Here is a 23,157-nt window from a genome sequence, read left to right as displayed (position 1 = left end):
CGGCACGTGCCATGGACTCACCCGTCCGCACGCCGACCCCAGAGGAGAGCACCCCCATGACCACGCCCGCGCCGACCCTGCCCATCGTCCATTGCTGGCGCATCGACCTCGACGCACCGCGCCCGGCCGGTTCGGACCAGTGGATCGCCGCATCCGAGCACGCCCGCGCCGACCGCTTCAAGTTCGATTACCTGCAGCGCCGCTACCGCGCCACCCGCGCCGGCCTGCGCATGCTGCTGGCCCGCGCGCTGGGCATCCAGCCGGGCGAGGTACGCTTCGTGCGCAGCGCCCGGGGCAAGCCCAGCCTGGACCCGGCACACCAGAGCGACCTGCAGTTCAACCTCACCCACAGCGAGCACGTGGCCTGGGTGGCCGTGGGCACGATGGAACTGGGCATCGACCTGGAGGTGCTGGGCCGGCAGGTGAAAATGCTCGACTCGCTGCTGCACCGGGTCACCACCCCGGACGAGGACGGGCTGCTGATGGCCATGCCCGAAGCACTGCGCGAGCTGGCCTTCCTGTTGATGTGGACCCGCAAGGAATCCGCACTGAAGGCCTGGGGCGAGGGCATTTCCGGCATGGGCTCGCTGAACACGCTGGAGACCCGGCTGCCGGACACGGATGTGCTCGGCCGGTTTCTGCAGCGCCTGCATCCGGCCCATGTGGAAGCCGGTACACAGGGAAGCGCCGTTCCGGGCGCAGGGTCGGGAAGCCGTGCGCAGACCAGCGCGATTGGCAGACCCGCAGGCACGGAGCCCGATGCCCCCCCGGAAATACCGGCCGGCACCACCCGGCACGCCTTTCGCGCCGATCCGGAGAACACCCCTGCCGCCGCCATCCACCGGGAGACCTTCCCTGCCGACCCACGAAACCATCCAGCTGGCGCCCACCCTGTACCCGCTGCACTGACGGCTGCCACGGATCACCGCATTCCGGCCAATACGCTGCCCCAGGTGCACATGGTCTATCCGCGCACCCGCGCCGCCGAACTGAAACCCGGTGAGCAGCGGCCGGCGCTGTACGCCACCACGCTGGACCTGGGCAGCGAGCTGGTCACCGTCACGGCGCCGGAACCCTTCGAGGTACAGGCGCACGCGTTCCGGTACTGAAGCTGCCCGCGGCACGACGGCGCAAAGCCACCCTACAATGTACAATGCCCGTTCCTGCCCTTCCGCCCTGGCCCGCACCATGCCCGCGCTGCACCTCGAAGACATCCATCTGACCCGTGGCCGCACGCTGGTGTTCGCCGGGCTGAACCTCGTGCTGTCCGAGCCACGGATCGGCCTGATCGGCCACAACGGTGCCGGCAAGACCAGCCTGCTGCGGCTGCTGTGCGGGCTGGAAACGCCGGCGCGCGGGCGCTTTCACATCGTGCCGGACCGGCCCGGTGAACCATCCCCCGCATCACCGGATGCGGCCGGCCCGACGGCACCTGCCACCGCCCATGCGCCTGGGGCACCTTCGACACGTTCGGCCCCCACGGCATCCACCGTGCCCACGCCCCTGCCTCCTGCTGGCAGGAACACCTCGCCACCGGCCGCCACCCGGCGACCGGACGGCGCCCGGCATGCACCCCCACCCGTCGGCATGATGTTCCAGAACCCCGACGACCAGATCATCTTTCCCACCGTGGCCGAGGAGCTGGCGCTGGGCCTGCAGCCGCAGGGGCTGAACAAGCGCGAAGCCCTGCAGCAGGCGCGCGGCTTTCTGGCTGAACGGGGCCTGGAAGGCTGGGCCGACCGGGCCATCAGTACGCTGAGCCAGGGGCAGCGCCAGCACGTCTGCTGGCTGTCGCTGCTGCTGGCCGGCCCGGCCACCCTGCTGCTCGACGAGCCCTACGCCAGTCTGGACCTGCCCGGCCAGGCCCGGCTGTTTCACGACCTGGCCCGAACCGACCGCCAGCTGATCGTCTCCACCCACCTGCTCGACCACGTGCGCCCGTACCCGCGCGTGCTGTGGCTGGACGACGGACGGATCCGGGCCGACGGCGACGGTGCCAGCGTCTGTGCCGCCTACGAGGCACACGTCCGGACGCTGGTAGCCGGGCTATCGGACGAATTCTCTCCCCATCCACGCGCCATGCCGCTCCCCCCTTCTGGCGCGATACACCATGGGTAGCCTCTACAGCGACATCCCCTGCTGGCTGCACCGCGTGCCGGCCGGTCTGAAGCTGGCCCTGCTGGTGGTGCTGGGGATGGTGCTTTTCTGGCTGCAGTCGCCCGCAGCCTTCACCGTGGCCGGCGCGCTGGCACTGCTGCTGTGGCTCAGCCTGGGCGCGGCCACCCGGCCGGCCCGGCGGCTGATGGTGTCCGTCCTGGTGGCCTCGGGGCTGGTGGCCCTCTTCCAGCTGTGGATGGGCCGGCCCGACATTGCCGTGTCCGCCACCCTGCGGCTGGCCTGCACGAGCTGCCTGGGTGTGGCGCTGACCGTCACCACCCGGCCCGCTGCCCTGCTGGACGTGCTCGAACGCCTGCTGCAGCCCCTGCGGGTACTGGGCCTGTCGCCGGAACGCATCGCGCTGCAGCTGGGACTGATGCTGCGCTTCGTCGAACACTTCTTCGTGCAGTGGAAAAAGCTCGACGAGGCCTGGCGCCTGCGCACCGGCCGGCCCGGCAGCTGGCGGCTGATCGCCCCGCTCACCATCCAGATGCTGCAGACCACCCGCCGCGTGGCCGACGCCCTCTTTGCCCGGCTGGGGCGGTAAGGAGAAGCGAAGCAGGGAAAAGCGAATCCAGCCCCCTTCACCACGGCCCCGAAAATTTTTTTGCAGAACCACTTGCGCACCGGAAAACTTTCCCTATAATCACGTTTTCCCGTCGCCCAGATGGCGGAATTGGTAGACGCACCAGGTTCAGGTCCTGGCGCCAGCAATGGTGTGGAGGTTCGAGTCCTCTTCTGGGCACCAATTCTTCAGGCTGATTTCCGGTTCACCCAGTTGTCAGCCTGGCCGAAAATCCCGCTTCAGAGCATTCTGCGGCGGGATTTTTTTCGTCCATGACAGGCGCGGGCCGGCACACGTACGCGAGCCCAACGGGGGTTTTCCTTTGGGACGGCGGTTTTCCCCAGTACGGTCTTCCCTCTCACCCAGTAGAATTGTCGGGACTTGTCCTGCAGCCCCTGCAGGCCCCCTGCAGACCCTGCCGGTCCGGCAAAGCCCGATCCCTGGAGACACCGTCATGAACCAAACCTTGTCGCGGCGCAGCGCGCAGCACCTTTCCCAGGTAGCCCTCTTTGCGGCCCTGATGGCCGTACTCGGGCTCATTCCCAAGATCGACCTGCCCTTTGGCGTCCCCATCACGGCACAGTCGCTGGGCATCATGCTGGCTGGCTGCCTGCTGGGGCCACGCCGCGGCCTGCAGGCGCTGCTGCTGTTCATCGTGGCCGTGGCGGCCGGGCTCCCCCTGCTGTCGGGAGGACGGGGCGGGCTGGCGCCGTTCGTCTCGCCCGCGGCCGGCTACCTGTACGGTTTCGCGCCAGCCGCCTTCGTGACCGGCCTGGTCATGCAGATGCTGCCCCGCACCGGCTCCGCGCTGCAGCTGGCCGTCAACGCCTTCATTGCCTCGATGGCAGGAGGCATCCTGTTCCTGCACGCCATGGGCATCGGCGGACTGATGGTGCTGGCGCAGATGCCGCTGGACAAGGCCTTTCTGGCCGACATGGCCTTCGTGCCCGGAGACGTGATCAAGTGCCTGCTGTGCGCTGCCATCGTGCACACCATCGCACGCGCGCTGCCCGACTGGGACTTTCCGGGCCGTGGATACCCGGAACGCTGAGCGTACCGCATCACGCCGCCCCATGAAGGTGGCACCACGCCGCCCGGTACCCGCGACTGGCCCCGGGCGCTGCCCCCGAGCGGCACCCGGACCACGCCCCCACTCCAATGACCGAACCCGAACTGGTTCACGCCCCCCTGGCCCGCTGGGCGCGGGAACGCCCCCGGCAGCCGGCCATCATTCAAGACGCGCACAGTCCGCATGAGCAGCGGCTGGACTTTGCCGGTCTCCATGCGGCCATGCAGGCCTGGCGCCCGCCCGAAGCGGCCATGGCCTGCCAGCAGCCCAGTACCCTTGCCACCACGACCGATACCGTCCTGCTGACGCAGGCGGCCGATCCCCTCGCCCTGCTGACGGCCTTTCTGGGCGTCATCCACAGCGGACGCTGCGCCGCCGTGGCCGATCCGGACTGGCCACCGGCCCTGCAGGCCCGCATGGCAGCCTTGCTGCAGGCCGGCAATATGCCCCACCCCGACTGCAGGCAGGACCAACGGGACATGCCGGAAACACTGGACTGTGGGGACGGTGTCCCCGTCCCCACGGCGTTCGGCCCACCTTCCCCCGACACGCCGTTCTACATCGGATTCACCTCCGGCAGCACGGGTCTGCCCAAGGGCTTTCGGCGCAATCACCGCTCCTGGGTGGAAAGCTTTCGCGTCACGCTGCAGGATTTCGGCCCCACCGCACAGGGCCGGGTGCTGGCACCGGGGCGCATGTCCCATTCGCTCTTCCTGTTCGGTGCCCTGCTGGGGCTGTGGACGGGTGGCGGCACCTCGGTGCAGCGCCGCTTCTCGGCCACCCGCACACTGGCCAGCCTGGCCGATGGCAGCTGCCCGGTGCTGGTCGGCGTGCCCAGCCAGCTGATGATGCTGCTGGCTGCAGCCACCCGCCGCCGGCATCCGCCCATTCCCGCACTGAAGCTGCTGCTGGTCAGTGGCGCACGCTGGGCACACGAACACACGCCGGCCCTGCAGCGGCTGTTTCCGCAGGCGCGCATCATCACCTTCTACGGTGCCTCCGAAACCAGCTACATCAGCTGGATGGAAGCTTCGGCCAGCACACCGGCCCATGCGGTGGGGCGGCCCTTCAGCAACGTGCAGATCCACATCGGGCCTGCCACGACCCTGCCCGCGCCAACATGGTCTGCCTCCCCCCTGCCCGGCACACCACCGTCTGCCCCGAACCCGCCCGTCGGACGCCCACAACAGCCGCAGCCGATCCCGTCCACCCCGTCACTGTCTACTCCGTCACCGACCACCCCGTCACCGACCACCCCGTCACCGACCACCCCGTCACCGACCACCCCGTCACCGTCCGCTCCGCCCCCATCCGCCCCGTCACCGTCTGCTCCGGCCCTTCCCACCCCCACCGGCCTGATCTGGGTACGCAGTCCCATGCTGTTCAGCGGCTATGTCAACGGCCAGGACGGCACCGCCGCCCTTCGGGTGGGCGACTGGCTGAGCGTGCGCGATGTCGGCTGGCTGGATGGCGAGGGCATGCTGCATCTGGCCGGACGCGAGAACCGCATGATCGTCACCCAGGCCCGCAACCTGTTTCCCGAAGAAGTGGAAGCCCGGCTGCAGGCGCATCCCGGCATCCGGCAGGCTGTCGTGCTGGGTCTGCCAGACCCCCAGCGCGGCCAGGTGGTGCATGCCATCGTGCAGGGTGAGACAGGGCAGCCACCTGCGCACCATGGATCATCTGCCCACCATGGATCACCTGCGCACCATGCATCACATGCCCCCCAACCGCCGCATGCACAGCAACACACACCGCCTGCACACGATATACCCCATCTGCAGCATGGGCAGCATGCATCGTCTGCACGGCATGCACATTCACCCGTCCTGCAGCCAGCAGCACTGGCCGCCTGGTGTCGAGAAACACTCGAGCCCTGGAAAGTACCGCGTCACTGGTGGATCTGGCCGGGCACATGGCCGATGACGGCCAGTGGCAAGACCGACCATGCGCAGCTGCGGGCGTGGCTGCTCCAGCAGCCCCTCCCCATGAGCAGCCAGACCCCATGACCACGCCCGTCCCCCTGCTCGCCTGGGTCCGTACCCCAGTCGTGCCGCGCCATGGTGCCCTGCGCCACCATCTGCCGCATACGCTGGCGGCACCACTGGTCACGCACCTGCTGCAGCAGACCGGCCTGCCACCTGCCGCGGTGGATGCCCTGCTGCTGGGCAATGCCCTGGGCGCAGGGGGAAACCCGGCCCGCATGACGGTGCTGGCATCCGGACTGCCCCGGCGCTGCATGGCACTGACGGTCGAAACCCAGTGCTGTTCGGGGCTGGATGCCATCCTGCTGGCCGCCACGCAGATTCTGGCCGGGCAGGCCGATATCGTGATCGCCGGCGGCAGCGAGGCCTGGAGCCGGGCGCCGATCCGGCAGCACCGCCCCACCCGCACGGGCGAGGCCGCCCGCCCCTACGAACGTCCCCCCTTCACGCCCTGGCCCGCATGCGATCCCGACCCCCTGCAGGCCGCGGCCACCTACGCAGCCCGTCATGGCTGGACACGGAAGCAACAGGATGCCTACGCCCGGCAGAGCCATGCGCGCGCCCTGACACACCCCGGTGACGGGATTCTGGCGCTGCAGACCGCACCGGCACACAAGAGCCGGGCGGGCATCTGCGCCGGCAACGACGCCAGCATCCACGCCGGCACCAGCACCAGCACCGGCACCGGCACCGGCACCGGCACCAGCACCAGCACCAGCACCAGCACCGGCACCGGCAACGGCAACGGCAACGGCAACGGCAACGGCAACGATGATCGCAACACCGCCGCAGCCCCCACCATCGGCACCGACACCTACCCACGCCCGCTGTCCGACCGGCAGCTGCAGCGCATGCCCGTCCTGATGGCCGTTCCGCCGGAACCGGCAGGCGCGAAAGCGCCGGAAGGCCCTGACTGCGCGCTCTCCCGTCTGGCCGTGTCGCCACAGGCCGATGGCGCCGCCCTGGTCCTGCTGGCTTCCGAAAGTGCCTGCCACCGGCATGGCCTGCGTCCATCCGCCTGGTGGCAGGCCGGCCTCGCGCTGGGTACTGATCCCGAAACGCCACTCACCGGCGCATGGGAAGCAGCCACGGCACTGCTGGCCCGTGAACACCGCTCCGCCCGGCAGCTGGATGCCGTCGAACTGCACGATGCCTTTGCCGTACAGGGACTGGCCTTCCTGCACGCCCTGCAGCAGCAGGGGATGGATCCATCCCGCCTCAACGCCTGGGGCGGCGGTCTGGCCCGTGGCCACCCCATCGGGGCGTCGGGGGCCATCGCCCTGGTTCAGCTGCTGGCGCGATTGCACCACCAGGCTGACGTGATCTCACGGACTGGCGGGACCGCACGGGCTGACACGACCACACAGACCGACACGCCCACACGGGCTGCAGGTACTGCCCCCGCCTGCATGGAAACGCCACGGACACCGGCATCGCATCACCTCCGGCAAAAGCCCCGATCGCACCTGGAGCCCCCGGGAAGACGCCTCGGACTGGCCTGCATCGCAGGCGCCGGCGGGCTGGGCAGTGCCGCACTGGTCTCGGTAGCCGGCACACCGCCCGGGCAACGGGATATCTGACACACAGGACATGTGTCATACAGGGGGCTTCAAACAGGTCCCCTGTCGGCCACCCGCCACAGGCGCACACCATCCATCCCCCGACACCTTCCGGCTGCGCGCGCTGCCTCGCGGCCACCGGGGCCGGGCACGTAGTGTCCGGGGCATCTGCATGCCCGGAAGACGACCTGTCCGACCATGAAAGCTGACCCTGCCTGCGCCGACGGGCCATCGTCCATCCCCACCCTGCGGGGAGATGCCGCCCACGTACGCCCCTTTCACGGCGACCATGATGCCGCCGGCCTGCAAAAGGCCATGCCCGGTGCTGCTGTCCGGCACCGTCGCACGCCGGCGCTGGCCGTGCTCATCGCCCTGGGCCTGCTCTCGGCCCCGCTTCTGGTGCCACATGCCGTGGCCCGGAGCAGCCAGTCCGCCACCAGCACCCCGCGGGCCAGCATGCCCGACCCCACGCCGGGCGTGATCCGCATCACCGCCTCGCGCATCAATGACCAGTACCGCCGGCGGCCGTTCTCGCGCATGTACGCCATCGAACTGGACCACGACATACGCGCCTACCGCTTCGTGCGTGATGGCAGTGGCCGCATGCTCGACGCCTGGCGGCCGCACTGGGAAAAACTGGCCCATCTGGCCGACCCGATCACCCATGCCCTGAAGGAGCCGCAGAACGCAGGCCCGAAAACCGAGGTGCTGGCACGCCACTACGAATATCCCAACACCAGCACCCGTCACCCCACCACCATCAGCCGCCCCAGCGTGGAACCCGGCAAACGCTACGAGGTGCGCTTCGAATACCGGCAGGCCGGTGGCAGGACCGTCCCGGTCCGGATCACGGAAACCGGCTACAGCCATGGCCGGCGGGTGCAGCGCACCAGTCTCCTGCAGTACAGTGACCAGGGCGTGCTGACGCACATCGATGGCCCCCGTCCCGGCACCGACGACCTGCTGCGGGTGGAAATGTCGCCCCAGTCTGCCGACATCGTGCAGGTGGCGCGGGAAGACCGCCCGTTCGACCTGCGCGTCTACGACGGGCTGGGGCACGAGGTGCCGGTCAACCGCATCAGCTGGCTGTACAGCGCGCTCGCCTGGTATCAGGATACCGTCGCGCCGGGCGGCTACCCGATGGCGGGTGTGGTGGTGCCCCAGCGTGACGACAGCGGCATCCGCCTGGAGATCGACGATTTCAACCGCATCGTGCGTGCCGACAGTCCCGATACAGGTATCACCGTGTACACATATGACGAATCGGACCGCGTGATGGAGGTGCGGGAAGCCGACGGCGCCCACGCCCGCTACGAGCATGATGCCTACGACCGCGTGGTCCGGCGGAGCCTGGCCGCAAAGGGCGGCCCGGCCGAAGTGACCCGCTACCAGTATTTCGGTCCGTGGCTGGTGGGGGTGGACGCCCCGCACGTGATGGAGCGCTATACCTACGACGAGCAGTACCGGCTGGAGCAGCGCGAGGTGGACATCCGCATCGGCGGCGCCCCCCGCGACATCCACTTCCGGACACGCTACCACTACGCCGGCACCTCCCGCCGGCCGGTGGGTCTGACCCTGCCCGGGGGTGCACGTCTCGATCTCGGCGGCACGCCGGATGACGTTCGTGTCGGCGCCGGCAATTTCGAGGTCAACACCCGATCGGCCTGGCTGCCCGGCACGCCCTCCAGCCACACCACGCCAGCGGCTCGCCACGGAGAACACGACACGGATCCCGGCACCGGCGCGCCCATGCTCTACCGCCGTGTGACCGGCACCCGCGACGGCCAGGACGTACAGGCCTGGCATTTCGGCAATGGCACCGGCCGCGACGCCACGTTCGACCGCCGCTATGGCCTGACCCTGCTGCGTGATGGCAGCAATCCCAGCCGGGCGGCCAGCGATTACCTGCGCTTTGCCATGTACCGCCGGTTCGGCCAGCACAGACAGCTGCACCGGGCGCTGCTGGGCACCTATGCGATGTACCAGATGGACGAGCGCAACCGCCTGCACATTGCCCAGGAGGAGCGCAGCAGCCACCGCACCGCCCCTGACGGTGGCGTGCTGCCCGGCATCGACTCATCCGAAAAAACGTTCTCGTGGTGGTACGACTGGGATGCAAACGGCAACCGGACCCGCACGGCCTGGGAGGACCGCCTGGCCGCCCGCAGCCCACAGGCCATGAGCGCAGCACGCAAGGCCGCTGAGCAGCAGGGTGATGCCAGCGCTCCCGCTGCCCTGCGCACCTACAACGGCACTGCGGTATCGGCGCTGGCGTTCGGACAGAAAACGTCCTACGTGCCGGGCACCAACCGGATCGCCGGTGTCCGCCACGACGCATCCGGCCGCATGCTGGACTGGAACGGCTGGGCGATCGACTGGCACCCGGGCGGCGTCATCAGCCAGATGCGCCACCAGGACGGCCGGCAGATACGCTATTTCTACAATCACCACGGCGAGCGGATTGCCCGTCAGGAAGGCAGTGACTGGCGCTTCTACGACTACGCCAGCGGCCGCCTGCAGACCGAGGAGCGCCTGATACACCCGCGCCTGCGCCACTGGTGGTATCAGGACCAGCTTCCCGTGCTGCTGATCGAAGCGCCGGCACCAGCCAGTACCGTGCCCGATCACGCAGGACATGCGTTCCCGGCATCCGGTCATGCCGGCAGCCCGGACCCGGCCCGGTCATGGTCCACCGGGAGGAACGGCACACCGGCAGCCCCGCAGGAAGATGCAGCCGGTGGCGGTGACGCCTGGCACGTACAGTGGTTCCACCTCGACAGCCGGGGCTTCCCGTATGCGCTCACCAACGAACAGGGCGAGATCACCTGGGCCCTGGCCAGCGGCCCGTTCGGCGAGATCCTGCCGGCTTTGACCCTGCACACCGACTGGCCCCGCAAGGCCCTGCCGGACACGGTCCAGGCATGGCAGGACGCCGACCCGCTGCTGCGCTTCCCGACACAGTGGGCCGACGAGGGCACCGGTCTGAACAGCAGCCCTGCCGGCGATTACGATCCGTTCCTGGGCCGCTACCTGCAGCCCTCACCCGCGGCACGCCCGGGCGAAAACCCCTACCTGTTCAGCTGGGGCTACCCGCTGCAGGCCCGCTTCGAGGCCTCACCGGACACCGGCCGCTGACATCTACCGCCGCGCAATGACCAGCAGCCCGGCCACGATCAGGCTGGCGCCCACGGCCATGCGCGGCGTGATGGCCTCGCGCAGCAGAATCCACGCCAGCACCATGGCCACCACCACGCTGCCCTTGTCGATCAGCGCCACGGTGGCCACCTGCCCTTCCTTGATGGCCTTGTAATAGAAGATCCACGACAGCGCCGTGGTGGCCCCCGAGATGGCCAGCCACAGCACGGCCCGGCCATCGAGCTTCTGCAGCTCGGCCGGCTGCACGAACATCAGCGCGAAGATGAACACGAAGCCGCAGACGAAGACCGTGCGCACGCTCAGGCCCAGCTCGGCCGACACGTTTTCCATGCCCATCTTGGCAATCACCGAGGTGAAGCCCGCAAACAGCATGGACAGTACGGCGTAGAAAATCCAGCGTTCCATCCTTTCCTTCCCCCTGGGACCCTCTGCAAAAATCCTGCGGCCCCACAACACCCGTTACACCTGCGCCAGCGCCTGCTCGATATCGGCCAGGATGTCATCCACGTCCTCGATGCCGATGGACAGCCGCACCAGCCCCGCCGGCACGCCAGCCCGGGCCAGTTCCTCATCGTTGAGCTGGCGGTGCGTGGTGGATGCCGGATGGCAGGCCAGCGTCCTGGCATCGCCAATGTTCACCAGCCGATAGATGAGCTGCAGCGCATCGATGAAACGCATGCCTGCCCCGATGCCGCCCTTCAGCTCGAAGCTCAGGATGCCCGAGGCCCGGCCGCCGCAGATGCGCTGCGCCGCGGCATGGAAGGGGCTGTCAGCCAGCCCCGCGTAATTGACGTGCACCACCTTCGGATGCTGCTGCAGCCACCGGGCCACCGCCAGCGCATTGCTGCAGTGCCGCTCCATGCGCAGCGCCAGCGTCTCCAGCCCCTGCAGCAGCAAAAAGGCATTGAAGGGCGACAGCGCCGCGCCGGTATTGCGCAGCGGCACCACCCGGCAGCGGGCGATGTAGGCCGCCTCGCCGAATGCCTCGGTATACACCACGCCGTGGTAGGACGGGTCCGGGTTGCTGAACAGCGGGAAGCGTTCGGCATGTTTTTTCCAGTCGAATCTGCCGCTGTCGACGATGGCACCGCCCAGCGTGGTGCCATGGCCGCCAATATATTTGGTCAGCGAATGCACGACGATGTGCGCACCGTGTTCGAACGGCCGGCACAGATACGGCGTGGCCACCGTGTTGTCGACGATCAGCGGCACGCCATGCCGCTCCGCCACCGCTGCCCAGGCGGCCAGATCCACCACGTTGCCGGCCGGATTGCCGATCGACTCGCAAAAGAGAGCGCGGGTGTTCCCGTCGATGGCTGCCTCCAGCCCGGCCAGATCATCATGGGCCACGAAGCGGCACGTCACCCCCTGGTTGGGCAGCGAATGGGCAAACAGGTTGTAGGTGCCCCCATAGAGCTGGCTGGTCGAGACGATGTTGCTGCCCGGCGAGCACAGCACCTGCAGCGCATAGGCAATGGCCGACATGCCCGAGGCCAGCGCCAGTGCGCCCACGCCGCCCTCCAGCGCCGCCACCCGGGCTTCGAGCACCGCATGGGTGGGATTCATCATGCGCGTGTAGATGTTGCCGGCCACGGCCAGGTTGAACAGGTCGGCCCCGTGCTGGCTGTCGTCGAAGGTGTAGGACGTGGTCTGGTACACCGGCACCGCCGCAGCACGTGTGGTCGGGTCGCTGTGATAACCGGCGTGAATGGCCGTGGTCGAAAACTTCATGATGTGCTCCTCATGCGTGGGAATCTCCGTAAAGGACCCGCTGCAAAAATCAGCGAGCGCCTTGAGTCCAGGATCGGGATGAGCCAGAAGGCACCATGTCCCGGCAATGGCAGGATCATTGGCGCCAAATGGCAACGCACTGGATCGCCCGGGCATGGGAACATCACCCCCGCATGGGCGCGGGGCTTGCCAGCGAACTGTGGTGCAAACGCCTAAACTCACGCCTTTGCCCAGCCGCCGGACCGTGCGCGGGCAGGCCCGGCCGTGCCACCGGGGCCCTGTGCCGGCCGGGTCCGGATTCCGATGATATTCCAAGCCCGCTTCCCGTCCCCTCCGCATCCCCCATCCCCCGTCCGGCAACCCCAGCCCGCCCTGCCGCGCGCCCTCTCCCTCCGGCAACCTCGCCCCGAGCCACTGCGCGCGCCCTCCCTCCGGCAACCTCGCCCCGAACCGCTTCGCACCTCCTCCCTCCGGCGGCTGCGGTGCTGGCTGGCAGCCCTGCCGCGCACGATCCACGACGTCGGGCTGCCCCTGCTGCTGGTGGGCCTGCTGCAGGGGCTGGCTGCGGCACCTGCCCAGGCGGCACAGCAACTGGCCCCCGTGGCGCCACGCCTGCCGTGCAGCCTCAACAGCTTCGGCGACATCTCGCTGGCCGAGGCACCGGCGCAGGTCACGGCCGTCAGCACCGAAACCGTGCGCGGCAAGCCCATGTGCCTGATCGCGGGTGTCATCTCGCCGCAGATCCGCTTCATCGTGCGCCTGCCCCAGCAGGGCTGGACCCAGCGCTACCTGCAAACCGGCTGCGGTGGCCTGTGCGGACGGCTGGCCATCGGCTCGCCGCAGCGTGACTGTTCGTTCGAAAAGGATGGCTCGCTGGCCATGGCCTCCACCGACATGGGCCATGTCAGTGGCGCGGGCGGCATCTGGGCCGCCGCCGACATGCAGCTGCGCGTGGACTTTGGCTACCGCGCCGTGCACGTCACCAGCCTGATCGCCAAAGAGCTGATCCGGCGCTATTACGGACAGGCACCGAAGTTTTCCTACTTTTCGGGGTGCTCCGATGGTGGCCGCGAGGCGCTGATGGCCGCCCAGCGCTACCCGGAAGACTTCGATGGCATAGCCGCCGGCGCCCCCTCGCTGATCTTTACCGTGCAGAACAGCATGTACCACGGCTGGAATGCCCGCGTCGTGCGCCCCGACAGCGACCGCCCCACCATCACCGAGGACGATCTGCCCATCCTGCACCGGCGGGCCGTGCAGCAGTGCGATGCCGCCGATGGCACCCGGGACGGCCTGATCAGCGATCCCACCTGCACGGTCGATCCCCACCAGTGGATCTGCCCGGAACCTCCGGATGCCGCTCATGCTTCCGGGGCGTCCCAGGCACCGGGCGCCACCGGCACGACCGGCCCGACGAACCCGAGTGGCCCGACTGCCGTGACCGGCTCGAACACCCCGACCAACCCTGCCGCCCCGACCAGCCCGAACACCCCGACCACCCCGGCCAATCCGGCCGCCTCCGGCGGACATGCCAACGCCTTCACCCAGCAGGGCGAGCGCAACTGCATTTCGGCCCGCACCGCCGACGCCGTGGCCGAGATCTACCGGGGTGCCCACGACGGCGAACACCGGCTGGTTCCCGGCTCGGCCCTGCCGGGCTCGGAACTGGCCTGGCTGCGCGTGATCGTGCCCCGCAACGCCGTGCTGCAGCGCCAGACCCACCAGCGCTCGGCCGATGACATCAGTACCCCGCTGCATCCGGCCCCCGGCCCCGAGACACCGCTGCATCCTGCACGCGACCTGCCGCGCGATGCCAGCCATCCCCGGCAGGAAGGCCCGGCCCTGAGCCGCACGCCCCCCGCACACGCCATGGTTCCCCTGCGCAGCCCGGCCGCCGGGGCCGGCCGCAGCCCCGGCAGCGACGGCGAGGCCGCCGCCAGCGCCGGCACGGCCATCGACCAGGTGGTGCTGCCGCCCTCGGCCCGCACCGTCAGCCTCAAATCGTCCAGCGACATCATTCCCGCGCTGGCCTATCCGGGCCGTTTCGATCCCCACTGGAAGCTGGCCAGCTTCCGCTTCACCCGCGAGAACCTGCAGAAGCTGGCGCCCATGCACGCCCTGCTCGATGCCAGCAACCCCGACCTGTCGGCCTTTCGCAAGGCCGGCGGCAAGCTGCTGATGTGGCACGGCCTGTCCGACCCGAACATCACGCCGATGAATGCCATCGGCTACTGGCAGGCCGTACGCGACACCCTGCACCCCGAACCCCTGGACGGACAGGACGGCCCCAGCAACACCGATCCCCGGCTGGACGACCTGATACGCCTCTTCCTGATCCCCGGCATGTACCACTGTGATCGCGGCGAGGGGCTGGGCAGTCTGGACGTGACCACCCCGCTGATGGACTGGGTGGAAGATGGCAAGGCCCCCGAGACCCTGGATGCCGCCGCCACCGAGGCCGATGCCGACGCCGGCCGGATACGGCCCATTCACCGCTTTCCGTACCTGACCGTGCTCAGGCCGGGCGGCGATCCGAAGCATTCCCGGGACTGGCAGCGGGGCCGTGCCATCGGCATCGACCCGCAGCTGTACCGGCACTGGGCCGGCGCCGACTTCTTCCAGCCCGGCTTCCAGCGCTTCTGCGGCTTCTCCGGGCTGCAGTTCAGCTGCCGGCCCTGAAGAGGCGCTGAACGAACCGGTCTGGCCGACTTGTCCGATCGGACCGGCCCCGCTATGCTGACTCATCTTCATCATCCCCCGCATGAAGGGTCTGCCCGGCTGTCCGGCCGCCCGCAGGCACCTGGCCGGTAGAACCCGTACCTCCGTTCCATGTCCAGCCATTCATCCTCGCCCGCCACCACGTTCCCTCACGCCACGCCCGATGCCGCCCTGCGCCCCGCCCCCGCAGAAAACAGCCTGCGGCTGCGCCCGCTGGAACGCGAGGACCTGCCCTTCGTGCACCAGCTCGACAACAACGCCAACGTGATGCGCTACTGGTTCGAAGAGCCCTTCGAAACCTTTGCCGAGCTGTCCGCCCTGTATGACGAACACATCCACGACCAGCGCGAGCGCCGCTTCGTGGTCGAATCCTATGGCAAGAGCGTAGGGCTGGTGGAACTGGTGGAAATCGACCACGTGCACCGCCGCGCCGAGTTCCAGATCATCATCGCCCCCGACCACCAGGGCCGCGGCATTGCCTCGAAGGCCGCCCGGCTGGCCATGGAATACGGCTTCAGCGTGCTGAATCTCTACAAGATCTACCTGATCGTCGACCGCGACAACCACAAGGCCATGCACATCTACCAGAAGCTCGGCTTTCAGGTGGAAGGCGAACTGAAGCACGAGTTCTTCATCAACGGCCAGTACCGCGACGTGATCCGCATGTGCCTGTTCCAGCACGAGTTCCTGGCCACCAACCGGCCGGGCGCGTCCTCCGGCCTGGTGAGGCCGACGGCCCAGTAGCGCGCGTCATGGATTCATCACGCACCGGCGAAGGAGTACCCAGCCAGGCGGCTCACATCAGCCAGGAGGCACGCGCCAGCCAGGAGGCCCCGGGCATGGCCCGGCCCATCCCCGCTACGACCACCACGACCGTCACCCCAGGCACGAGCGCCACAGCGGCCACACCCGTCGCACCAGGCCCGCACCACGGCCCGTCCGGCCTCCGGCGCTGGCTGCTGCTGCTCATGGTCAGTCTGGGCCTGCTGCTGGTCACCGTGGACATCACCATTCTGCTCACGGCCCTGCCGGTGCTCACGCACGACCTGCACGCCAGCACCACCGAGGGGCTGTGGATCGTCAATGCCTACCCGCTCTTTTCCACGGGCCTGCTGCTCGGCGCCGGCACCCTGGGCGACCGCATCGGCCACCGGCGCACCTTTCTGGCAGGCCTGCTGATCTTCGGACTGGCCTCCCTGCTGGCCGCCTTTTCCGGTTCGGTGGGTATGCTGGTCGCGGCACGGATCCTGCAGGCGGTGGGCGCCTCGGCCATGCTCCCGGCCACCCTGGCTCTCATCCGTGTGGGCTTCGACGACGAGCGCGAACGTGCCCTGGCCATTTCCATCTGGGCCGCCCTGTCGCTCGTGGGGGCCATCCTGGGCCCGCTGCTGGGCGGCTGGCTGCTGGCCCACTTCCACTGGGGATCGCTCTTCCTGATCAATGTGCCGGTGATTGCCCTCACCTTCGCCGGCAGCTGGTTCGTGGCCCCCGAACACCGCACCCCCGACGCCGCCCCCTGGGATCTGCCGTCCTCGGTACTGGCCCTGTTCGCCCTGTCATCCCTGGTGCTGATCATCAAGACGCTGGCCCATCCACCACTGGATCTGCCGGTAATGACTGCAGCACTGGGCGTGGGCGGAGCGGCAGCGGCCGCCTTCGTGCACCGGCAGCACCGCCTGACACATCCGCTGCTGGATTTTTCGCTGTTTCGCAACCGGGCCTTTGCCGCCGGCGTGCTGGGTGCCATATCGGTCACCTTCACCACCGGTGGCGTGCTGCTGGGCGTCTCGCAGCGCTTTCAGTGGGTGGCCGGCTACAGCCCGCTGGAAAGCGGCCTGCTGGCCTCGGTGCTCTTCGCCGGCACCCTGCCCAGCGCCATCCTCGGTGGTCTGTGGACGCACCGGCTGGGTCTGCGCACACTGATTGCCGGCGGCCTGGCACTGGCAGCCGTGGGCATGCTGGTGGCCGCACAGGCGCTGCCATGGCATGCAGCCTCCCTGCATGAGACCGTACCCGCCATGGCCTCCGTGACCGCAGACACCATTCATCCCGCCAGCCGGAACGGCCTGGCCTGGCTGGTCGGCGGGCTGCTGCTGGCCGGCTTTGGACTGGGTGCCACCATTTCGGTGGCCTCCACCACCATCGTCGAAAGCGCCCCCCCCGAACGGGCCGGCATGGCCTCTTCGGTGGAGGAGGTGTCGTACGAGTTCGGCGCCCTGCTCGCCATCGCCGTGCAGGGCAGCCTGCTGTCCGGACTCTACGTTGTCTTCATCGAACTTCCCCCCGGCACTGATCCGGCCGCGGGCACCGACATCGCCACCACGCTGGAATGGGCCGCCCGGGCCGGCCAGGCTGCATCACAGACAACAACCCCGACGGACCTGCAGCAGCCGGCAGCGGGAGCCACCAGCCTGGCGACTGCTCTCGTGCAGGCCGCCCACGTCGCCTTCGACCGCAGCTACACCGTGGTGATGTACGTCAGCGCGCTGTTCCTGGCGCTGGGCGCCTTCGTGACCGGGAAGCTGCTGGGCAGTGTGTCTCCTCCACCCCGGCCTCCGGTACCGTGAACGTGTGTCAGGCGTGCTTGTTGCGGTTCTTCGCCCCGCCCTGACGGGCCTTGAAGCGCGGATTGGACTTGCAGATGACATAGATGCGGCCACGACGGCGCACGATCTGGCAGTCACGCGAACGTTTCTTGGCTTCCTTCAGGGACGACAGCACTTGCATGGGAGCACTCCTGTTGTGTGGGACGGCCAGCGCCACGGGCAGCCCCTGGCCACCCGACGCGCCATCCGGCCGTTCTGTGTGCCGTTTATGATATTGCATTCTCAATAGCAAATAAACCCGACGTCTTGCAGGGACGATGAACGAGAAAACACGGCGCGCGACCGGCCAGCGTTGTACTTGACTCCTGTCAGAAAACCTATACTATTTCTGACATACAGGAGAAGATCATGGCTTCACTTTCCCAGCAGATTCTCGAACATGCAGCCCGGCAGCCGGAAGGTACCCCGCTGCTGGCCCGCACATTGCTGCATCTGGGCAAGCGCGCAGCCATCGATCAGACCCTTTCACGCCTGCAGCGACGTGGTCAGCTGTTGCGTGTGGCCCGGGGCATCTACGTGCTGCCGGTTCAGACACGCTTTGGCAGTCACGCTCCGGGGGCAGCACGTGTCATCGAAGGTCTCGCCCGGCAACGCGGCGAAACCATCGTGCCGCACGGCGCCGCCGCAGCCAATGCACTGGGCCTGACCCCCCAGGTTCCCACCCGCGCCATCTACCTCACCTCCGGCCCTGACCGGAAGCTGCAGCTGGGCCGGCAAACCGTCGAACTGCGTCATGCTCCCGCCTGGCAGCTGCTGTTGCCGGGCCAGCCCGCGGGCGAGGCCGTTCGGGCTCTGGCCTGGAACGGCCCCCAGGAAGCCACCCGAAGTCTCGAGATACTGCGCAGCCGGCTTCCGCCTGCCGCACAGAATGCGCTTGCCCATGCCCGGGCACAGCTGCCCGTCTGGCTGGCCCAGAAAATCAGCAGCCACCTTGCGGCCGCCTGATCCATCATGTCTGAATCCTTCTTCGGCCTTTCGCCTGAAGACCAGCTGGCCGCACTCGAGCATGCTGCCCATGCCAGTGGTCGCCCTCCCCACCTGCTCGAAAAGGACATCTGGGTCGTATGGGTGCTCCAGCAGCTCTTTCGTGCGCCTTTCGGCGACGATCTCGTTTTCAAGGGTGGCACTTCCCTGTCCAAGGCGTGGCATGTCATCGAACGATTTTCGGAAGACATCGACCTCACATACGATATCCGGGCCATTGCACCAGACCTGACGGATCATGGGGCCACACCCCTGCCCGCATCCCCCAGTCAGGAAAAGAAGTGGAGCAAAGCCATCCGCACGCGCCTGACCGAATGGGTACAAACCATTGCCATCCCCTTTCTGGCGGCCCGGCTGGCCAGCGCAGCCCCCACGGCCAACCTCCGTCCGGAGCAGGACAGGATCTTCATCGACTATCCCGCCCTGGCCCAGGGAACTGGCTATGTGACGGCATCCGTCATGCTCGAATTCGGTGCACGCTCCACCGGAGAACCAGCAGAACAGCGGCATATCGTCTGCGATACAAGCCCGGTCATTAAAGAAATCTCGTTTCCGGAAGCTGTCGTACGGGCCATGCGTGCAGAGCGCACCTTCTGGGAAAAGGCAACCGCCATCCATGTGTTCTGCCGGCAGGGCAACTTTCGCGGCGGCAACCGGTTTTCACGTCACTGGCACGACGTGGCCAGGCTCGATGAACATGGCTTTGCCGACAAAGCCATCCAGGATCGCGAACTTGCCAGAGCCGTGGCGCAGCACAAAGGCATGTTCTTCCGCGAAAAGGATGCACACGGAACACCGATCGACTATCTGGCAGCCATCCAGGGACGACTGCAACTCGTACCGTCTGCCGATGCTCGGACAAGGCTGGCGGCCGATTACGAACGCATGATCGCCGACGGCCTGTTCCTAAACGACGCCGTTTCGTTCGAAGCACTCATGGCCCACTGTGCACACATCGAACGGAAGATCAACCGTCTGTAAAAGCCCCATCACAACCACCTGATCCAACAGGCCCGAACCCTCCCCTGTCTTTCACCTGAAGACCCGGTGAGGCCCCATCACGGCCTCTTGAACCCCTGCAGCGCCGCCTCCACCCGGGCGCGGGTGACGCAGCCCTCCAGATGGTCGTTGATCAGGCCCATCGACTGCATGAAGGCGAACATCGTGGTGGGCCCCACGAACTTCCAGCCACGCGCCTTCAGCGCCTTGGACAGCCGGACCGACTCGGGCGAGGTGGTGCGGCTCTGGGGCGTTTCCTGACGCGGCGGCACGAACTGCCAGATGAAACGGGCCAGCGATCCTGCCTCTTCCACCAGCCGGCAGGCGCAGCCGGCGTTGTGGATGACGGCCTCGATCTTGCCGCGATGGCGCACGATGCCGCTGTCCTGCAGCAGCCTGTCCACATCGGCCGGCCCGAAAAGGGCCACCCGCCGGAAATCGAAGCCGCAAAAGGCAGCCCGGAACGCCTCGCGCTTGGCCAGGATGGTGCGCCAGCTCAGGCCCGCCTGAAAGCCCTCCAGCGAGATTTTCTCGAACAGGCGCACATCATCGGCCACCGGAAACCCCCATTCATGGTCGTGATAGTGCTGCAGCTGGGCACTGGCGGCACACCAGTCGCAGCGCGGCTGGCCGTCCGGAGCAGCGAACAGGTCTGGCATGGCAAGGCTCCCGATATCGTCATTCCGTCCCGCATCTTACCGCGCCATCATGGACGCCTGCCGTTACCTCTGTCCACAAAGTGATGCCGACGCCCCCGGCCCAAAGCATTACCATCACGGTCCGGCCCCCGTTTCCATCCCGCTTCACCGCCCCATGCCCACATCCTCCAGTCCCGACCTCTCCGCCCACACACCGATGATGCGGCAGTACCTGAGCCTGAAGGCCGAGCATCCGGATGTGCTGCTCTTCTACCGGATGGGCGACTTCTACGAGATGTTCTACGAGGACGCGCAGAAGGCCGCCCAACTGCTGTCGATCACCCTCACCAAACGCGGCACCTCGGCCGGCGAGCCCATTCCGATGGCCGGCGTGCCGGTGCAGGCGCTGGAACAGTATCTGGCGCGGCTGGTGGCGCTGGGCCAGTCGGTGGCCATCTGCGAACAGATCGGCGATCCGGCCACCAGCAAGGGCCCGGTGGAACGCAAGGTGGTGCGCACCATCACGCCCGGCACCCTCACCGATGCCGGCCTGCTGCCCGAACGCGAAGACCGGCCGCTGGCCGCCGTCGTGTTCACGGAACGCAGCCGCAGCGGGGGAGCCGCCGCCCGCAGCCGCCGGGGAACGGGTCAGGGCAGCACGGAAGCGGGACGCGGCACAGGAACACAGGCCATGGCCACGCTGGCCACCGTCGTGGCCGCCAGTGGCCGCTGCACCCTCACCACCCTGCCCGAGTCCGAGCTGGAAGCCGAGATCGAGCGCATCGCCCCGGGCGAGCTGCTGGTGTCGGAATCGGCGGCCCGCAACCGGGTGGTACTGCTCGAACGCATCCGCCTGCATGCGCGCACCGCCCCGGTCATGCCCATTCTCACCCGCCCCGACTGGCAGTTCGACGCCCAGCGCGGCGGCCGTACCCTGTGCGAGGCCCTCGGCATCCAGACCCTGCACGCCACCGAGCTGCAGGACGACGAAGCGGGCCAGGCCGCCATGGGTGCGCTGCTGCTCTATCTGGGCCAGAACATCGGCCAGCCGTTCCGGCACCTGCAGCCCATCCAGCGGATACCGCGCGAGGCACACATCATCATCGACCAGGTGGCCCGGCGCAATCTGGAGCTGGTCCGTCCCCTGCAGGAAGAACAGGGCCCCACGCTGCTGTCGCGCATGGACCGCTGCGCCACCTCCGCCGGCAGCCGCCTGCTGCGTGACTGGCTGCTGGCCCCGCTGCAGGATCGCGACGCCGTGCGCAGCCGCCAGGCCCTGGTAGCCCTGCTGCTGGAGAAAGATCTGCAGCATCCCATCAAGCGACTGCTCGATCAGGCCTCCGACATCGAGCGCATCGTCTCGCGCATCATGCTGGGCAGTGCCCGGCCGCGCGAGCTGGTGGCGCTGCGCGACAGTCTGCCGGTGCTGGGCGCCTGTGTGGCCCAGCTGCAGGCCCCGCTGGGGCAGGACGCCGATACCGAACCTGCCCTGCTGCAGGCACTGCAGTGGCTGGACGAAGCGGCCCAGGTCGATCCGGCCATTGCCGAACGCCTGGGCGCCACCCTGCTGGACGAACCCGCCTCGATGATCCGCGACGGCGGCGTGATCCGCCCCGGTTTCGACGCCCAGCTCGATGAGCTGCGCGCCATCGACACCGGCTGCGATGATTTTCTGGCGGACATGGAAACCCGCGAACGTGAACGCACCGGCATTCCCACCCTGAAGGTCGGCTACAACAGCGTGCACGGCTTCTACATCGAGGTGGGCCGCAGCCATGCCGACCACGTGCCCACCGAGTACCGCCGCCGCCAGACACTCAAGGCCGCCGAACGCTACATCACCCCCGAACTGAAGGCCTTCGAGGACAAGGCACTGTCGGCGCGCGAACGGGCACTGGCCCGCGAGCGGGTGCTGTACGAGGCGCTGCTGGCCGAACTGCGTCCGCACACGGCCGCCCTGCAGCGGCTGGCCGCCGGGCTGGCCCATCTGGATGTCTGCCAGGCCTTTGCCGAGGTGGCCGGCCAGGCCGGCTGGCGCCGTCCGGGCCTGCTGGGCGTGCCCGGTCTGCGCGTGCAGGACGGTCGCCATCCGGTGGTGGAAGACATGGTCGAGCAGTTCATCGCCAACGACTGCGAACTCACCCCGCAGCGCCGGCTGCTGATCATCACCGGCCCCAACATGGGCGGCAAATCCACCTACATGCGCCAGGCCGCGCTCATTGCCATTCTGGCCTGGTGTGGCAGCTTCGTGCCGGCCAGCAGCTGCGAGGTCGGCCCCATCGACCGCATCTTCACCCGCATCGGCGCCTCCGACGACCTGGCCGGCGGGCGCTCCACCTTCATGGTGGAAATGACCGAGGCGGCCGTCATCGTCAATGCCGCCACCGAACGCTCGCTGGTGCTGGTCGACGAGATCGGCCGTGGCACCTCCACCTTCGACGGCCTGTCCCTGGCACACGCCATTGCCCGGCACCTGCTGGTGCAGCGCCGCTGCCTGACGCTCTTTGCCACCCACTACTTCGAACTCACCCAGCTGGCCAGCCACGAGGATGCCTGCGTCAACCTGCACCTGTCGGCCACCGAGTACAACGGGCGCATCGTCTTCCTGCACCAGATCCACGCCGGCCCGGCCAGCAAGAGCCACGGCCTGCAGGTGGCCAAACTGGCCGGACTGCCGGCCGGCCTGCTGCGCAACGCCCAGTCCGTCCTGCAGAGGCTGGAACAGAACGCGGCTGACCAGGGCCCGCAGCTCGACCTCTTTGCAACGGAAGTCACGCAAGACCATGAAGACGGCACAAACGTAGTCGCAGCCGACAGTTCAGCGTGGGAAAATGGAGACGGTTCTTCCTCATCACCGCACCAGCCGGACGCCGCAGCATGGCAGGTGCTCGACGAGCTGCGTGCGCTCGATCCCGATGCGATCACGCCCCGACAGGCCGCCGACTACCTGCACCGCTGGCGCGAGGCTCTGGGTGCCTCCCCATCATGAG

The 23,157-nt window shown here is 68.1% G+C and carries 17 protein-coding genes and 1 tRNA gene; 14 read left to right on the top strand and 4 right to left on the bottom strand.

Annotated features, from left to right (window positions below; translation table 11 throughout):
* Positions 1-56 precede the first annotated feature (56 nt).
* From EHV23_RS03870 to EHV23_RS03825, 8 genes are all read left to right on the top strand, one after another.
* Complete coding sequence (locus EHV23_RS03870; RefSeq protein WP_158615823.1) at positions 57-1,109, top strand: 4'-phosphopantetheinyl transferase family protein; 1,053 nt, start codon at positions 57-59, stop codon at positions 1,107-1,109.
* Between the two features lie 79 nt (positions 1,110-1,188).
* Entirely contained in the window at positions 1,189-2,118 is a 930-nt protein-coding gene (locus EHV23_RS03865) for an energy-coupling factor ABC transporter ATP-binding protein (protein WP_125094792.1), read from the top strand.
* Complete coding sequence (locus EHV23_RS03860) at positions 2,111-2,704, top strand: energy-coupling factor transporter transmembrane component T family protein (RefSeq protein WP_125094791.1); 594 nt, start codon at positions 2,111-2,113, stop codon at positions 2,702-2,704. The genes EHV23_RS03865 and EHV23_RS03860 overlap by 8 nt, the downstream gene beginning before the upstream one ends.
* Before the next feature lie 114 nt (positions 2,705-2,818).
* A tRNA-Leu gene (locus EHV23_RS03855) sits at positions 2,819-2,905 on the top strand.
* A gap of 271 nt (positions 2,906-3,176) precedes the next feature.
* Entirely contained in the window at positions 3,177-3,773 is a 597-nt protein-coding gene (locus EHV23_RS03850; RefSeq protein ID WP_125094790.1) for a biotin transporter BioY, read from the top strand.
* A 107-nt stretch (positions 3,774-3,880) separates the two neighbouring features.
* Entirely contained in the window at positions 3,881-5,800 is a 1,920-nt protein-coding gene (locus EHV23_RS15905) for an AMP-binding protein (RefSeq protein ID WP_238990263.1), read from the top strand.
* Positions 5,797-7,356: a thiolase family protein gene (locus EHV23_RS15900; RefSeq protein WP_238990262.1), complete on the top strand. Its 1,560-nt coding sequence runs from the start codon at positions 5,797-5,799 to the stop codon at positions 7,354-7,356. Before EHV23_RS15905 ends, EHV23_RS15900 begins: the two co-directional genes overlap by 4 nt.
* 177 nt (positions 7,357-7,533) lie before the next feature.
* Positions 7,534-10,470 (top strand): RHS repeat domain-containing protein, encoded by a 2,937-nt coding sequence (locus EHV23_RS03825; RefSeq protein WP_125094789.1) that lies wholly within the window; start codon positions 7,534-7,536, stop codon positions 10,468-10,470.
* A gap of 3 nt (positions 10,471-10,473) precedes the next feature.
* Here EHV23_RS03825 and EHV23_RS03820 read toward each other — a convergent pair whose 3' ends face one another.
* Together EHV23_RS03820 and EHV23_RS03815 are read right to left on the bottom strand one after the other, a co-directional pair.
* Complete coding sequence (locus EHV23_RS03820) at positions 10,474-10,896, bottom strand: EamA family transporter (RefSeq protein ID WP_125094788.1); 423 nt, start codon at positions 10,894-10,896, stop codon at positions 10,474-10,476.
* 54 nt (positions 10,897-10,950) lie between these two features.
* Positions 10,951-12,222: an O-acetylhomoserine aminocarboxypropyltransferase/cysteine synthase family protein gene (locus EHV23_RS03815; RefSeq protein WP_125094787.1), complete on the bottom strand. Its 1,272-nt coding sequence runs from the start codon at positions 12,220-12,222 to the stop codon at positions 10,951-10,953.
* A gap of 303 nt (positions 12,223-12,525) precedes the next feature.
* Here EHV23_RS03815 and EHV23_RS16355 point away from each other — a divergent pair, with 303 nt between their 5' ends.
* From EHV23_RS16355 to EHV23_RS03800, 3 genes are all read left to right on the top strand, one after another.
* Positions 12,526-14,901: a tannase/feruloyl esterase family alpha/beta hydrolase gene (locus EHV23_RS16355; RefSeq protein WP_125094786.1), complete on the top strand. Its 2,376-nt coding sequence runs from the start codon at positions 12,526-12,528 to the stop codon at positions 14,899-14,901.
* 150 nt (positions 14,902-15,051) lie between these two features.
* Positions 15,052-15,684, top strand: a complete 633-nt coding sequence (gene speG, locus EHV23_RS03805) for a spermidine N1-acetyltransferase (RefSeq protein WP_238990261.1) — start codon at positions 15,052-15,054, stop codon at positions 15,682-15,684.
* A gap of 8 nt (positions 15,685-15,692) precedes the next feature.
* Positions 15,693-17,507, top strand: a complete 1,815-nt coding sequence (locus tag EHV23_RS03800; RefSeq protein ID WP_238990260.1) for an MFS transporter — start codon at positions 15,693-15,695, stop codon at positions 17,505-17,507.
* A 7-nt stretch (positions 17,508-17,514) separates the two neighbouring features.
* On the opposite strand, the gene ykgO is transcribed toward EHV23_RS03800, so the two are convergent.
* Positions 17,515-17,667 carry a type B 50S ribosomal protein L36 gene (gene ykgO / locus EHV23_RS03795; protein WP_125094785.1) on the bottom strand — a complete coding sequence of 51 codons (153 nt, stop codon included), beginning with the start codon at positions 17,665-17,667 and terminating at the stop codon, positions 17,515-17,517.
* Between the two features lie 227 nt (positions 17,668-17,894).
* On the opposite strand from ykgO, the gene EHV23_RS03790 reads away from it, so the two are divergent.
* Together EHV23_RS03790 and EHV23_RS03785 are read left to right on the top strand one after the other, a co-directional pair.
* The gene (locus tag EHV23_RS03790) at positions 17,895-18,491 is read left to right on the top strand and encodes a DUF6088 family protein (protein WP_125094784.1); all 597 of its coding nucleotides are present in this window, start codon (positions 17,895-17,897) and stop codon (positions 18,489-18,491) included.
* Between the two features lie 6 nt (positions 18,492-18,497).
* Complete coding sequence (locus tag EHV23_RS03785; RefSeq protein ID WP_125094783.1) at positions 18,498-19,511, top strand: nucleotidyl transferase AbiEii/AbiGii toxin family protein; 1,014 nt, start codon at positions 18,498-18,500, stop codon at positions 19,509-19,511.
* A gap of 77 nt (positions 19,512-19,588) precedes the next feature.
* Here the strand turns inward: EHV23_RS03785 and EHV23_RS03780 are convergent, their stop codons facing one another.
* Complete coding sequence (locus EHV23_RS03780) at positions 19,589-20,188, bottom strand: DNA-3-methyladenine glycosylase I (RefSeq protein ID WP_125094782.1); 600 nt, start codon at positions 20,186-20,188, stop codon at positions 19,589-19,591.
* A gap of 154 nt (positions 20,189-20,342) precedes the next feature.
* On the opposite strand from EHV23_RS03780, the gene mutS reads away from it, so the two are divergent.
* Positions 20,343-23,156: a DNA mismatch repair protein MutS gene (gene mutS / locus EHV23_RS03775; RefSeq protein WP_125094781.1), complete on the top strand. Its 2,814-nt coding sequence runs from the start codon at positions 20,343-20,345 to the stop codon at positions 23,154-23,156.
* Position 23,157 lies beyond the last annotated feature (1 nt).

The sequence above is a fragment of the Lautropia dentalis genome (assembly GCF_003892345.1).
In the GTDB taxonomy this organism is placed as follows: domain Bacteria; phylum Pseudomonadota; class Gammaproteobacteria; order Burkholderiales; family Burkholderiaceae_E; genus Lautropia; species Lautropia dentalis.
Note: the sequence above shows the minus strand (reverse complement) of the source record. Positions and strands in the feature narration are given on the sequence as shown.